Below are 12,479 nucleotides of genomic sequence, written 5' to 3' on the forward strand. Positions count from 1 at the left end.
CGGGTTGGTATGTATGGGGGCATTCGTTGCTTCGTCAAAAGCGTTGCCTCACGCGTACAACCCTGACAGGGGGCAGCGTGTCCAACTGGCGTGGCAGCAGAGGTATTCGGCATCGCAACGGTTCCTGGGCGCGGCGGCACGGCAGTGCGGCCCCGGCGCCCCCGCACTCCTGGTGGCATGCCGGTGATCGCGCCATGGTCGACCACTCGTCCCGCGCCGCAGATCTCGTCGACAGGGCGCGAGGACGCTGACGACACGATGGCAGCGGGCACCACAGTCGACCACCTCACCGAGACCTACCGCGCGCACTACCGATCGCTGCTCGGTCTTGCCGCGCTGCTTCTCGACGACACCGCGTCCTGCGAGGATGTCGTCCAGGAGGCGTTCATCCGCGTGCACTCCGCGCGGCGCCGGGTCCGTGACCCGGAGAAGACGCTCGCCTATCTGCGGCAGACGGTCGTCAACCTCTCGCGTTCGGCGCTGCGCCGCCGCATCCTCGGGCTGAAGCTGCTCTCCAAGCCGATGCCCGATATGGCCAGCGCCGAGGAGGGGGCGTACGAGCAGCTTGAGCGGGACCAGTTGATCAAGGCGATGAGAGGGCTTCAGCGCCGTCAGCGCGAGGTCCTCGTGCTGCGGTACTTCGCGGATATGACCGAGGCCCAGGTCGCCGAGACGCTCGGCATATCGCTCGGCTCGGTCAAGGCGTACGGATCGCGTGGCATCGCGGCGCTTCGCGTCGCAATGGAGGCTCCGGCATGAACGACGACACATACGAGCCGGCCTCGGGAAACCCCGACCGGCGGGCCGGTCACGAGCCGGACGGCACGGCCCCGCCCAGCAAGGCCGCGGCGGCGGACGGCGGGAACGGCGCGGACGGCGATGACCGTACGGACGACGTGAACCGTACCGACGACGGGAAAGGTCCGGACAGCCCGGGCGGCAGCGACCGTACGGGCGGCGGCGACCGTACGGACAGCGATAGCCGTTCGGATGACAGCAACAGCCCGGCCGACGACGGCCCCCGCACCGACGACAGCGACAGGAACAGCCCGGACGTCATGAACGAGGACGCCCTGCGCCGCCTCCTGCACGGCGCCGTCGACGAACTGCAGCCGTCTGCCGACTCCCTGGAGCACCTGCGCCGCGCGGTGCCCGCCCGCCGTACGCGCCGCCGCCAGGCGCTGGTCGGCGCCGTGGCGGCGGTGGTGCTCGGCGGGGCCGCGCTCCCCGCGCTGGTCCACGTCGCCAGCAGCGGCGGTTCGGACGACCGCCCGGCCATAGCCGGCAGCAGCCAGCGCACGCCCGATCCCGATCATGACAAGCACGGCGAGGGCAGCGGCGGGAAGGAGACCAGCCCGCCCTCCGACAAGGGGAGCGAGGACAAGGGCGACAAGGGCAAGGACGGGAAGAAGGACCACCCGACCAAGAAGCCGCAAGAGGACTCGGGCGGCGTGGCCCCCGACCCCTCCAGCACGCTGAACGCCACCTCGCCCACCTGTTCGCGTCCCCAGCTCGGAAACGCCTCCGGGACGGCCGGGGTGGCCGACGCCGAGGGGCGGATCTACGGCTCGTTCCGGGTCGCGAACATCTCCGGCACCCCGTGCACGGTCGTGGGCGGCGGCGGCATCAGCCCGAGCGCGGTCGGCGGCGCGGACGGCTCCCGGATCTTCGTCGTGGACCACACCTCCGGCGACGCGGCCACCGGTCTGCCCGACCCGTCCACCGCGCCGGGCCAGCTCATCCTGAAGCCCGGCCAGGCGTACGAGGTGCAGTTCGCCTGGATCCCGCAGTCGGGCGGCGGCACCTCCGGCTGCTCCAACACCAGCACCACGCCGACCCCCGACCCCACGCCGGACTCGGCCGACGGGGCGGACGGCGGGCCCACGGATGGTCCGGGCGACGGCTCGGGGAGCGGCAGCGGCGGGGGAGGCGGTGACGGCGGTGAGCCGCCGGCCGGAAGTGTCCTGCTCAGCTATACGCCTGAGGCCGGCGACCCGGCCGCGGCGAGTGTGACGCTCAGCGGCGCGTGCGCGGGGACGATCTACCGCACGGGGGTCCTGGCCGGCGCGTAAGCCGCACCGGCCCGCCCCCCCCGCCCCCCGGCGCTCGCCCCCGCACCGGCCCGCCCCCGGTATCAGGCTCCCACGCCGCCCCCGGCGCCAGGCTCGCGGCGCCGGGCCCGTACGGTTGGGGTGTGTATCGGTTTCTGCTGACGCCCCGCTGGTGGGTGATCAACGTCTTCACCGTGCTGGCCATCCCGGTCTGTCTGTTCATGGGCAGCTGGCAGCTCAGCCGATTCGAAGCGCGCGTCGAGACCCACAACAAACAGCAGGACAAGGCATCGGACACCGAAGACACCGCCGAGCCGCTGCGCTCGCTGCTGCCGGTCACCGACCAGACCGTGGGGCGTCCGGCCACCGCGACCGGGCGCTATGACGCCGCGCACCAACTGCTCGTCCCGGACCGGCGGCTGGGCGACCGCGACGGCTTCTACGTCCTCACGCTGCTGCGTACGGACGGGGGCAAGGCGCTGCCCGTCGTACGGGGCTGGCTCCCCGGCGACGCCGACGACAAGGCCGACGCCGCCAAGGTGCCGACGCCCCCGTCCGGCGAGGTGACCGTGACCGGGACGCTGCAGGCGTCCGAGCACGCGGGCAGCAACGGGGTGCGGGCGAGCGGCGGGCTGCCGCGCGGCCGGCTGGGCATGATCAGCGCGGCCTCGCTGGTGAACCTCGTGCCGTACGGGGTGTACGACGCGTGGATCACCTCCACCGCCGCCCCCGGCGCCCTGAAGCCGGTGCCCCCGGTCGTGGCGGAGGGCACCGGGCTCGATCTCAAGGCGTTCCAGAACCTCGGCTACACCGGCGAGTGGTTCGTCTTCGCGGGCTTCGTCGTGTTCATGTGGTTCCGGCTGTTCCGCCGCGAGGCGGAGACGGCGCGCGACCTGGCGCTCGGGATCATCCCGTCGGAGCCCCCGGCTGCCGCTGATCCGGCCGGGGCCGAAGATGACGCTGAGCGAACTCGATCTCCAAGCGCAACTGCTTGATCCGCTCCTCGACCACCAGCGAGCCGTGCCCCGCGTCGTACCGGTACACCTCGTGCGGGGCGTCGCGCCGGGCCAGCCGCTCCACGTAGTTCTCGATCTGCCGTATCGGGCAGCGCGGGTCGTTGACCCCGGCCGAGATGTAGACCGGCGCGCGTACCGCGTCCACGTACGTGATCGGCGAGGATGCCTCGAAACGCTCGGGAACCTCTTCCGGCGTGCCGCCCAGCAGCGTGCGGTCCATCGCCTTCAGGGCCTCCATCTCGTCGTGGTACGCCGTGACGTAGTCCGCGACCGGCACCGCCGCGAGCCCCAGCGCCCACGCCTCGGGCTGGGTCCCGAGCCCCAGCAGCGTCAGATAGCCGCCCCATGAGCCGCCGGCCAGCACCAGCCGCTCGGGGTCGGCGAGCCCCGAGTCGACCGCCCACTGGCGCACGGCCGCGATGTCCTCCAGCTCGATCAGCCCGACGCGGTGCTTCAGCGCGTCCGTCCACGCCCGCCCGTACCCGGTCGAGCCGCGGTAGTTGACCCGTACGACCGCGAAGCCGTGGTCCACCCAGGCCGCCGGGCCCGCCGCGAAGGCATCGCTGTCGTGCCAGGTCGGCCCGCCGTGGATGTCGAAGACGGTCGGGAAGGGGCCCTCGCCCGCGGGCTTGTGCACCAGGGCGTGCACCCGCCCGCCGGGCCCCTCCACCCAGGCGTCGGTGACCTGCACCGACCCGGGCGCCCGCGGCCCCGGCGGGTCGAGCACCACCCGCCCGCTCGTGGACCGCACCTGCGGCGGCTCGGCCGCCGAGGACCACAGGAACTCGACCGTGCCGTCCGGCCGCGCCGTCGCCCCCGAGATGGTGCCGGACGGGGTGTCGAGGCGGGTCAGCTCGGCGGAGGCGAGGTCGTACCGCCACAGCTCGCTGCGCGCCTGGTAGCTGTGCTCGACCAGCAGCGCCGTCCCGTCCGGCACCCAGTCGGCGCCGACGTCCCCGGGCAGGTCGATGGCCAGCGCCGTCTCCACGCCGCTCGCCGGGTCCCACACCATGGGCTCCCAGCGGCCCCGCCGCTGGTGCCCGACCAGCAGCCGGTTGTCCCCGGCGACCGGCGCGAACCCCATGACGGCCAGGCCCAGCTCCTCCGTACCGCCCTTGGTGTCGTCCAGCTCCGCGACGGGTGTGCCGTCCAGTCGTACGACCCGGATGGCCGAGTGCATGGCGTCGCCGTGCTCGGTGTGCTCGACCGCGATCAGCGTCCCGTCGTACGACAGGTCGCCCACCCCGGCCGACTCCCGGTGGCGGTAGATCTCCTGGGGCGCGGCCCCGGGGCGTACGACGTGGATGGTGGAGCCGTCCTCGTCCGTGGACCGCCCGACGACCGCGGTGCCGTCGCGGCCGAGCGCCAGGCCGGCCGGGTAGGAGGGGTCGAGGCCGGGCGTCGCGGGCTCGTCCGCCGCGCCCTCCTCCTTGGCCTCCTTGGCCTCCTTGGCCTCCTCGGTCTCACCGGCCTCCTTGGTCGCCTTTGCTCCGTCGCCCGGAGTGAACGGCTGGCGCTTCCACACCCCGAACTCGTCGCCGTCGGTGTCCGAGAACCACCAGATCCACTGGCCGTCCGGGGAGAGCACCCCGTCCGTCGTACCGTTCGGCCGGTCGGTCACCTGGCGCTGCGCTCCGGTCGCCCGGTCCCATGCGTACAGCTCGTACGTCCCCGTCGCGTTGGACACGAACAGCGCGCGGTCCGGTGCGTCCTCCGCCCAGTCGGGCAGCGAGACGCGCGGGGCCCGGAAGCGCTTCTCCCAATCGGGGTGATCGGGCTGATCGGGCCGATCGGGGATGGTCTGTGCATCACTCATCCCCCCATCAAACCCGATCGGACCGGCGCCGATCGCGGTGATCCTTGCTAACGTGCGGATCACTCCGCATGCGTGAAGCGATCCACGTGAAGCGAGAGGCAGAGCGATACGGGGGCTGAGAAACGTGGCGGCGTTCACCTATACGAATCTCCTTGAAATGGACCTCGGGAAGCTGGCCGCGGCGGTCACCGACTGGAAGACCGTGGTGAGCGGTCTCGAAAGGCTCCGGACGGATGCCGACCGGGGCCTGGTGAGGAAGTCGGACGCCGCGAATCAATGCCACGGTGACCCGGGAATTCGTCCGTAAGACGGCAAAGGAGCTCCGCGATCTGCACCGGGAGGCGAAGAGCATCTGGAGCGTCCTGGACGATGCGAACACCGAGCTGCGGGGCATCCAGCGGCGGGTGAGGGAAATGGCCGCCGATGCGGCCAAGGAGGAGCCCGGCCTGGTGGTCAAGGACTCGGGCGACGGCTCGGTGCGGGTGTCCGAGACGATGTGCAACATCACGAGCGACGGCCAGCGGACCCATGACCTGATCAAGTGGTACACCGACACCATCACGGGGCTGGTCACCCACGCCGCGGAGATCGACGCCGCCGTCTGCCGCGCCCTGCGCGCCAGCCACGGTCAGGACTCTCACGACGCGGGACACGCCGTCTACACCTCACTGGATGAGGACATGGCCCCCCGCGCGGTCGAGCTGGCCTCGTTGGGGGACAAAGCGACGCCACAGCAGCGCGCACAGCTGCATCGATTGTGGGAGTCCCTGAGCTCGTCGTCGCGCGCCGAGCTTTGGGCGGCCCACAAGGACGACCTCGTGGCGGCGGGGGTCCTGTCCCCGCGGATCAGGCAGATCTCCCCGGACGCGGGGTCGGGCCGGCATGGTGTCGAGTCCCCCGGTTTCGGCGAGCGGGTCACCCTGGAGAAGGCCAAGATGCTGGCGGAGGGTGCCTCGCTGGCGGGGATGGACGCCGCCGCGCGGAATCTGATGCATTACCTGGATAATTCCGGCACAACGTTGGATCTGCCCATCGATGAGATGATGAAAGGCGACGACGCGTTTCGCGGCACGACTATCAACGCCCTCGTGGACTACGAGGACAAATGGCGCGAGGCGGGGCTGGCGGAATTCAAGAAGAGCGGCGGCAGGCCGGTCGCCATCCCGGTGGAGACCGTGAACAGCTCCTATCGCTTCAGCCGGTCGGGCAATGAGAACTGGTACCTGGCTGTCGGCTCGGTCATGACGAATGTCAGCGGTGTGGTCACGGTGACGCCCGGGGCCGATGGGAAGCCCCACGTGGGCCTCGACTACCAGCTCAATGCGTGGGACCGCTACAACTGGGATTCCGGAAAGGAGACCAAGATAGCCGGGGTCACTTTCTCGGATGAGGAGATGGGCCGGCTCCACCGGACCGGGCTGGCCCAGGAATTCGACCTGCGGGGCAGCAGCTCGGTCATGCATCGCCAGCTCGTGGACGGCCCCGGGAGTCTCAAGTACGACGACCTGCCGGATGGGGGCAGGGACTCCGGCGGGCGCACGGACCCAGGCCGGGAAGACCCGTACCGCTGAGCCGCCGCCGCACCCTGCCGCCCTGCCCAGCCCTGTTGCCCTGCCCGGCCGGGCGACGCCACAGGCGCCCCGCCGGGCGCCCTCGTGGGGCACCCGGCAGATGATCCAGTGCGTATGAGAGCTTATGAGGGCTATCGGGGCGGGCTACTTCTTCAGCGTCACCGGCAGTGCCTCGACGCCGTACACGATCGACAGCTTCCGGAACGCGAGCTTCTCCTGCGGGACGGCCAGCCGCATCTCCGGGAACCGCCGCACCAGCGCGGGGTAGGCCGCGCGCAGCTCCATCTTGGCCAGCTCGGCGCCGATGCACCGGTGGATGCCATGGCCGAAGGCCAGGTGGGACGAGGTCTGCCGGTGCGGATCGAACCGCTCCATGTCCGGGCCGAGCTTCTCCTCGCGGTTGGCCCCGCTCAGCGAGCACAGCACGAGATCGCCGCTGGAGATCTTCGTACCGGCGATCTCCATGTCCTCTTTGGCGAACCGGGGGAAGGCCACCTGGACGACCGTGAGGTAGCGCAGCAGCTCCTCGACGTACCGGTCGACCACGTCGTCGTTGTCGCGGATCTCCGCGAACCGCTCGGGGTCGCGGAGCAGCACCAGCGTGCCGAGCGCCAGCATGCTCGCGGTCGTCTCGAAGCCACCGGTGAGCACCCCGTCGGCCAGCCCGGCCAGCTCCTGGTCGTCGATCTTGTCGCCGTGCTCCTTCACCAGCATCCCGAGCAGCCCGTCGCCGGGCGACTCACGCTGCTTCTTGACGATGTCGAGCAGATACGACAGCGAGTCGGATATCGCGCCGAACGAGGTGTCGGCCCCGTCGAACAGATCGAATCGCGCCAAGCTCAGCTGCTGGAAGTCCTCCCGGTCCTCGTACGGCACGCCGAGCAGTTCGCAGATGACCAGGGAGGGGATGGGGAGGGCGAAGGACTGCACCAGATCGACCGGGTCCCCGGCCGCGCCCATCGCGGCCATCTCGTCGAGCCGCTCCTCGACGATGGAGTGGATGCGCGGAGTGAGCCTGCTGAGCCGGCGCATGGTGAACTCCGGCGTCAGCAGGCGGCGCAGTCTCGTATGTGTCGGTGGATCGCTGAAGCCGAGGCCGCCTGGATTCTGCTGTGGGGCGATGCCGATGTTCTTCTCCGCGAGGTTGGTGAAATCGGAGCTGAATCCGTTCACCCGGCCCAGTACGGCCTTGGTCTCGTCGTATCCGGTGACAAGCCAGCCCTTCATTCCGAAAGGCAGTGGAAGCTTGCTTATGGGTTCCTTTGCCCGAGTACGGGCCAATTCGTCCACGGGGTCCAGGCCATTGCGTCGCAGCGGGGCCAGCGTGGCGCTCGGCAAAAACGACATCTTGGACAGATCGAAGCCGTTCTTCTGAATTCTCGAAAAGTACTTGCGACCCAGCCAGCCGATGATGTTTGAGCGGAGATTCGACATGGCCGCAATACTGCCCTGCTTTGGCCGGGTGTCCGTAATGCGTCCCGTGGCGCACTCGGTGTGATGCGCCACAGCGGGTGCGTCGGCGCACCGCCCGGCGCACGCCCCGGCGCCCGGCCGAGGTGGCGCGCCCCGGAAAAACGGAGGAAAGTGGAGCTATCGGGCATCATGTGCGAACGGTGAGGGCTGCGCGCACGGCGGATCGGCAACCGCTCCGCGCGCGCAGTGAGGGCGACCAGTCCGCGCACGCGGAGGTGGAGTGAGGTGAGCGGGCGTGGAGAGGCGGGAGCGGCGGGAGCGATTCCGCGCCGTCCAAGGCGCGCCGTGCTGGGTGAGCCACATGGCGACCGACCTGGACCGTGCCCAGACCTTCTACGGCGACCTCTTCGGCTGGCACTTCCGCCCCAGCCGCCACGGCCACGGCCGCTACACGATCGCGTTCACCCAGGACGGCGCCCCGACCGTCGGCATCGGCGTCCCGGCCGCGACTGGTGTGACCCTCCCCGTCACCTGGACCACCTACTTCGCGGCCGACAGCGCCGACGAGGTCGTCTCTCGCGCGCGGGAGCGCGGCGGCACCGTCGCGGTCGGGCCGCTGGAGTTCGGCAGCGGCCGGGTGGCCTGGGCGGCCGACCCGGACGGCGCCGTCTTCGGCATCTGGGAGGGCGAGCTCACCTCCGCCTGGTGGGGCGAGCGCAGACCGGGCGCCCCGGTCTGGCTCGAACTGCGCACCCGCGACGCCTTCGAGGCCGCGCTCTTCTACGGCCAGGTCTTCGGCTGGGACGTCCAGGGCCAGGACCGCTGCGACGTCCGCTTCGAGCACGACCGCGTGGTCCTGCACATCGACGGCAAAGCCGTCGCGGGCCTGCGCGGCGGAGCCCTGGAGGCCACCCCCGACCCCAATGTCCGCCCCCGCTGGCACGTCTACTTCTGCGTCGACGACGTCGACCGCGTCGCCGCCCAGGCCACCGCCCTCGGCGGCGGCATCATCTCCGCCCCGGCCGACACCCCGTACGGCCGGATCGCGGCCCTCCGCGACCCGGAGGGCGGACTCTTCAGCATCGCGGCGTCGGCGACGACGACCACGGAGGTGACGGGATCGTGGGACGAGGCGGAGTCGTCGGACGAGGCTGAGTCGTTGGACCACGCGGAGCCGTCGTACGACGCGGAACGGGACGGCGCGGAATCCCGCGAAGCCGGCCCCTGAGCCTGTGCCCGCGCAGGCCCGGTCCTGACGATGGCGTCAACGGCCGAGTGTGCGGGCATCGCGTGGGGACCCCTCCCGATCGCCGGACCGTAAGCTCGCTGCCTGGCTCCGGACTCCTGATTCCCGACTACCGGGCTACCGACTCCGGATGAGATACGAAGGGCGGCATGCCATGTCGGATCCGACCACGGTGGGGCGCACGCGACGTGCGGCCGGCCGCGTCCTGCTGGCCACGGTCACCGCGCTGGCCGCTGCGGGATGCGGTGACTCGGACGGGGGCACCGACACCGCCGAACCCTCGGCCTCCCATGCCTCGCACAGCCCCTCTCCCAGCACGTCCAGCCCGTCCCCGGCAGTGACCGCGGCCGACGGGAGCAACCCCGAGGCGTGCACCGACGGGAACTGCGAGATCGCGGTGACCAAGCCGGTGACGATCCGTATCAAGCTCCCGGGCGGTCCGGCGAAGCTGTCCCTGACGAAGGTCGGCAAGAACGCGGTCGACTACAAGGTGACCTCGGGGAACAGCAAGACGAGCGGAGGGGCGAGCGGCGATGGCAGCGGCTGCGTCGCCGTCTTCCGCAGCGGTGGCAGCAGCAGTTCGTGCGGGATGGGGGGACCGCCGCCGGACAAGGTGGACGGAGCGGTCGTACTCCAGGTGGTGGCAGGGGCGGACGGCACCGCGATCCTTCGGCTCATCTCGGCCTGACCCCACGGCACAAAGCCGATGAGCACATCGATGAACGAGCCAGCCACCGACCGCCGATTGGCCCGCGACCCGGGCACGGGCGCCTGAGAATCTGGCCTTCACTTCAGCACTTTGAGGGGATGTCATGCAGGTAGCCGTGGTCACCTTCGACGGATTCAACGAGCTCGACAGCTTCATCGCCTCCGCACTCATCAACCGGTGTCGCAAGGACGGCTTGGAGGCCTTCATCACGACGCCGACGCCAGTCGTCACCTCCATGAACGGCGTCGAGGTAACCGGCCAGCGCCCCATGGAGTTCGTGACCGAAGCCGACGTCGTGCTGATCGGCAGCGGGGTGAAGGCGCGTGAGGTGGCCGCCGACGAGCGGCTGCTCTCCAGGCTGCCGCTCGACCCTTCGCGACAGCTGATCGGTTCACAGTGCTCCGGCGCGCTGGTGCTCGCCCGCCTCGGGCTGCTCGACGCCATGCCCGCCTGTACGGACATGAAGAGCCGGCCCTTCGTCGAAGCCTGCGACGTCACCGTGCTGGACGCCCCGTTCCATGCCGAGGGGAACATCGCCACGGCGGGCGGCTGTCTGTCATCGCAATACCTCGCCACATGGGTGATCACCCGAGCACTCGGCGAGGCCGCAGCGCGCGACGTCCTCGACTACGTGGCTCCGGTCGGCGAAAACCAGGAGACCGTCGAGCGCGCCATGCACGCCGTCCAAGCGGGCGAGGCCGCCCTGCGCTGACTGCCGCGCTGACCCCCCGCCGCTTCAGGCATGCTTCACGCATGACAGAGGACCTGGTGCAACTTTCGCACCAGGCCCTCTGACCTGTGTCGGGGTGGCGGGATTTGAACCCACGACCTCTTCGTCCCGAACGAAGCGCGCTGCCAAGCTGCGCTACACCCCGAAGCAACGAGCTCTACTTTAGCGGACCCGTGCCCAGAGACGAAATCCGGTTTTCGCGGTCTCGCAGGTCGGGGCGGGGTGGGCCCGGCCGCTCGGGTGTCGGGGAGGTGCCGGGGGAGCGGCCGGGGTGGCTGGAGGGGGTCAGGGGGTGGGTGGGGTGAGGGTGAGGAGGGTGGCCTCGGGGGGGCAGGCGAAGCGGACCGGGGTGTAGCGGTTGGTGCCGCAGCCGGCGGAGACATGGAGGTAGGAGGTGTGGCCGGCGGCGTGGTGGGTGGAGAGGCCCTTGACACGGCGGGCGTCCAGGTCGCAGTTGGTGACGAGGGCGCCGTAGAAGGGGATGCACAGCTGGCCGCCGTGGGTGTGGCCGGCGAGGATCAGGGGGTAGCGGTCCGCGGTGAAGGCGTCGAGGACGCGCAGGTAGGGCGCGTGGACGACGGCCAGGGAGAGGTCGGCGTCCGATTCGGGGCCGCCGGCCACCTCGCCGTAGCGGTCGCGCTTGATGTGGGGGTCGTCCAGGCCGGTCATGGCGATCTCCACGTCGTCCAGCTTCAGCCGGCCGCGGGTGTTGGACAGGTTGACCCAGCCGGCCGCGTCGAAGGCGTCGCGCAGCTCTTTCCAGGGGTTGTGGATCGCGCCGACGACGGGGGGATTGCCGTTCAGACCGTGCTTGCCGCTCGCCTTCTCCAGCAGATAGCGGGCCGGGTTGCGCGGCTTGGGGCCGTAGTAGTCGTTGGAGCCGAAGACGTACGCGCCCGGGAACTCCATGAGCGGGCCGAGCGCGTCCAGCGTCTCGGGGACGCCCTCGGGGTCGGAGAGGTTGTCGCCCGTGTTGATGACGAAATCGGGGCGGAGCCCGGCGAGGGACTGGAGCCAGCGCTGCTTCTTGCGCTGGCCGCTGACCATGTGGATGTCGGAGACCTGGAGGACGCGCAGCGGCCGCATGCCGCGTGGCAGTACGGGGACGGTCACCCGTCGGAGGCGGAAGGACCGGACCTCGAAGCCGGCGGCATAGACGAGGCCGGCGGCGCCGACCGCCGTGATTCCCAGGGGTACTCCGTATCGCGCGCGCATGGTCACCATGGTCGCAGACCGTGGCCGGGCGAGAAATCTTCGGGTGATTCCCGGCCAGGGCTGGCAGACTCGACGACATGACCACCACGCTCAAGTCCAGGCTGCAGGACGATCTCACCGCAGCGATCAAGACGCGTGACGAGCTGCGCTCCTCTACGCTCCGGCTGACCCTCACCGCGATCCAGAAGGAAGAGGTCGCGGGCGAGACCGCCCGGGAGCTGTCCGATGCCGAGGTGGAGAAGATCATCGCGCGCGAGGCCAAGAAGCGGCGCGAGGCGGCTGAGGCGTTCGCGCAGGGCGGGCGGGCCGAGCAGGCCGAGCGGGAGCGGGCCGAGGGCGTGGTGCTCGCCGAGTATCTGCCCAAGCAGCTCACGGACGAGGAGCTGGACGCGCTGGTGGCGGAGGCCGTACAGGAGGCCGCGGCGGGCGGTGCGCAGGGGCCGCGGGCCATGGGCGCGGTGATGAAGATCGTGAACCCGAAGGTCGCGGGCCGGGCCGAGGGCGGCCGGGTGGCCACCGCGGTCAAGCGGCGGCTCGCCGAGGGCTGACCCGCCCAGGGGCGGCACTGAGGTCGGCACCAAGAGAGAAGACGAAGCGGGGCCCGGCCCTGTGACGGGGCGCTTTCCTAGTCCAGCCCCCCCGATGACTCCCGCGGGCGAAGCCCCCCCCGACCGGGATGTAACAACGGGTGTGGTACCGTTACCCGGTCCCC

At 70.8% G+C, this 12,479-nt stretch carries 11 protein-coding genes and 1 tRNA gene; 8 read left to right on the forward strand and 4 right to left on the reverse strand.

What is annotated here, in order from left to right; translation table 11 throughout:
• Nucleotides 1-177 precede the first annotated feature (177 nt).
• The 3 genes from ACFV2X_RS43860 (at nt 178) to ACFV2X_RS43870 (ending at nt 3,046) form a co-directional block, all read left to right on the forward strand.
• Nucleotides 178-759, forward strand: coding sequence for a SigE family RNA polymerase sigma factor (locus ACFV2X_RS43860; RefSeq protein WP_385627176.1), 582 nt, complete (start codon nt 178-180; stop codon nt 757-759).
• Nucleotides 756-2,072: a DUF4232 domain-containing protein gene (locus ACFV2X_RS43865; protein WP_385627178.1), complete on the forward strand. Its 1,317-nt coding sequence runs from the start codon at nt 756-758 to the stop codon at nt 2,070-2,072. Before ACFV2X_RS43860 ends, ACFV2X_RS43865 begins: the two co-directional genes overlap by 4 nt.
• A 122-nt stretch (nt 2,073-2,194) precedes the next feature.
• Complete coding sequence (locus tag ACFV2X_RS43870; protein ID WP_385627180.1) at nt 2,195-3,046, forward strand: SURF1 family protein; 852 nt, start codon at nt 2,195-2,197, stop codon at nt 3,044-3,046.
• Here the strand turns inward: ACFV2X_RS43870 and ACFV2X_RS43875 are convergent.
• Nucleotides 2,958-4,883, reverse strand: a complete 1,926-nt coding sequence (locus ACFV2X_RS43875; RefSeq protein WP_385627182.1) for a prolyl oligopeptidase family serine peptidase — start codon at nt 4,881-4,883, stop codon at nt 2,958-2,960. The genes ACFV2X_RS43870 and ACFV2X_RS43875 overlap by 89 nt on opposite strands.
• Nucleotides 4,884-5,167: 284 nt before the next feature.
• On the opposite strand from ACFV2X_RS43875, the gene ACFV2X_RS43880 reads away from it, so the two are divergent.
• Nucleotides 5,168-6,454, forward strand: a complete 1,287-nt coding sequence (locus tag ACFV2X_RS43880) for a hypothetical protein (protein ID WP_385627183.1) — start codon at nt 5,168-5,170, stop codon at nt 6,452-6,454.
• Nucleotides 6,455-6,598: 144 nt separating this feature from the next.
• Here the strand turns inward: ACFV2X_RS43880 and ACFV2X_RS43885 are convergent, their stop codons facing one another.
• Nucleotides 6,599-7,888: a cytochrome P450 gene (locus tag ACFV2X_RS43885; RefSeq protein WP_385627184.1), complete on the reverse strand. Its 1,290-nt coding sequence runs from the start codon at nt 7,886-7,888 to the stop codon at nt 6,599-6,601.
• A 340-nt stretch (nt 7,889-8,228) separates the two neighbouring features.
• Between ACFV2X_RS43885 and ACFV2X_RS43890 the strand changes: the two genes are divergently transcribed.
• The 3 genes from ACFV2X_RS43890 to ACFV2X_RS43900 all read left to right on the forward strand — a co-directional run bounded on the left by ACFV2X_RS43890 (nt 8,229) and on the right by ACFV2X_RS43900 (nt 10,534).
• On the forward strand, nt 8,229-9,095 hold the full coding sequence (locus ACFV2X_RS43890) for a VOC family protein (RefSeq protein WP_385627186.1): 867 nt from the start codon (nt 8,229-8,231) through the stop codon (nt 9,093-9,095).
• Between the two features lie 172 nt (nt 9,096-9,267).
• Nucleotides 9,268-9,801: a hypothetical protein gene (locus ACFV2X_RS43895; protein WP_385627188.1), complete on the forward strand. Its 534-nt coding sequence runs from the start codon at nt 9,268-9,270 to the stop codon at nt 9,799-9,801.
• Nucleotides 9,802-9,925: 124 nt separating this feature from the next.
• Nucleotides 9,926-10,534, forward strand: a complete 609-nt coding sequence (locus ACFV2X_RS43900) for an AraC family transcriptional regulator (protein WP_385627190.1) — start codon at nt 9,926-9,928, stop codon at nt 10,532-10,534.
• 89 nt (nt 10,535-10,623) lie between these two features.
• Here ACFV2X_RS43900 and ACFV2X_RS43905 read toward each other — a convergent pair.
• Both ACFV2X_RS43905 and ACFV2X_RS43910 read right to left on the reverse strand, forming a co-directional pair.
• Nucleotides 10,624-10,697 (reverse strand) — tRNA-Pro (locus tag ACFV2X_RS43905).
• A gap of 140 nt (nt 10,698-10,837) precedes the next feature.
• Nucleotides 10,838-11,767, reverse strand: a complete 930-nt coding sequence (locus ACFV2X_RS43910; RefSeq protein ID WP_179285629.1) for a metallophosphoesterase — start codon at nt 11,765-11,767, stop codon at nt 10,838-10,840.
• Between the two features lie 77 nt (nt 11,768-11,844).
• On the opposite strand from ACFV2X_RS43910, the gene ACFV2X_RS43915 reads away from it, so the two are divergent.
• Nucleotides 11,845-12,315: a GatB/YqeY domain-containing protein gene (locus ACFV2X_RS43915; protein WP_385627191.1), complete on the forward strand. Its 471-nt coding sequence runs from the start codon at nt 11,845-11,847 to the stop codon at nt 12,313-12,315.
• The last annotated feature ends 164 nt before the right edge of the window (nt 12,316-12,479 follow it).

Origin of the sequence: Streptomyces sp. NPDC059679 (genome assembly GCF_042734105.1) — a bacterium.
Classification (GTDB): domain Bacteria; phylum Actinomycetota; class Actinomycetes; order Streptomycetales; family Streptomycetaceae; genus Streptomyces.

What these genes read in the sequence shown, in the direction of transcription:
- ACFV2X_RS43860 (WP_385627176.1), top strand. Translation starts at nt 178, where the DNA reads ATGCCGGTGATCGCGCCATGGTCGACCACTCGTCCCGCGCCGCAGATC.
- ACFV2X_RS43865 (WP_385627178.1), top strand. Translation starts at nt 756, where the DNA reads ATGAACGACGACACATACGAGCCGGCCTCGGGAAACCCCGACCGGCGG.
- ACFV2X_RS43875 (WP_385627182.1), bottom strand. Translation starts at nt 4,883, where the DNA reads ATGAGTGATGCACAGACCATCCCCGATCGGCCCGATCAGCCCGATCAC.
- ACFV2X_RS43885 (WP_385627184.1), bottom strand. Translation starts at nt 7,888, where the DNA reads ATGTCGAATCTCCGCTCAAACATCATCGGCTGGCTGGGTCGCAAGTAC.
- ACFV2X_RS43890 (WP_385627186.1), top strand. Translation starts at nt 8,229, where the DNA reads ATGGCGACCGACCTGGACCGTGCCCAGACCTTCTACGGCGACCTCTTC.
- ACFV2X_RS43895 (WP_385627188.1), top strand. Translation starts at nt 9,268, where the DNA reads ATGTCGGATCCGACCACGGTGGGGCGCACGCGACGTGCGGCCGGCCGC.
- ACFV2X_RS43900 (WP_385627190.1), top strand. Translation starts at nt 9,926, where the DNA reads ATGCAGGTAGCCGTGGTCACCTTCGACGGATTCAACGAGCTCGACAGC.
- ACFV2X_RS43910 (WP_179285629.1), bottom strand. Translation starts at nt 11,767, where the DNA reads ATGCGCGCGCGATACGGAGTACCCCTGGGAATCACGGCGGTCGGCGCC.
- ACFV2X_RS43915 (WP_385627191.1), top strand. Translation starts at nt 11,845, where the DNA reads ATGACCACCACGCTCAAGTCCAGGCTGCAGGACGATCTCACCGCAGCG.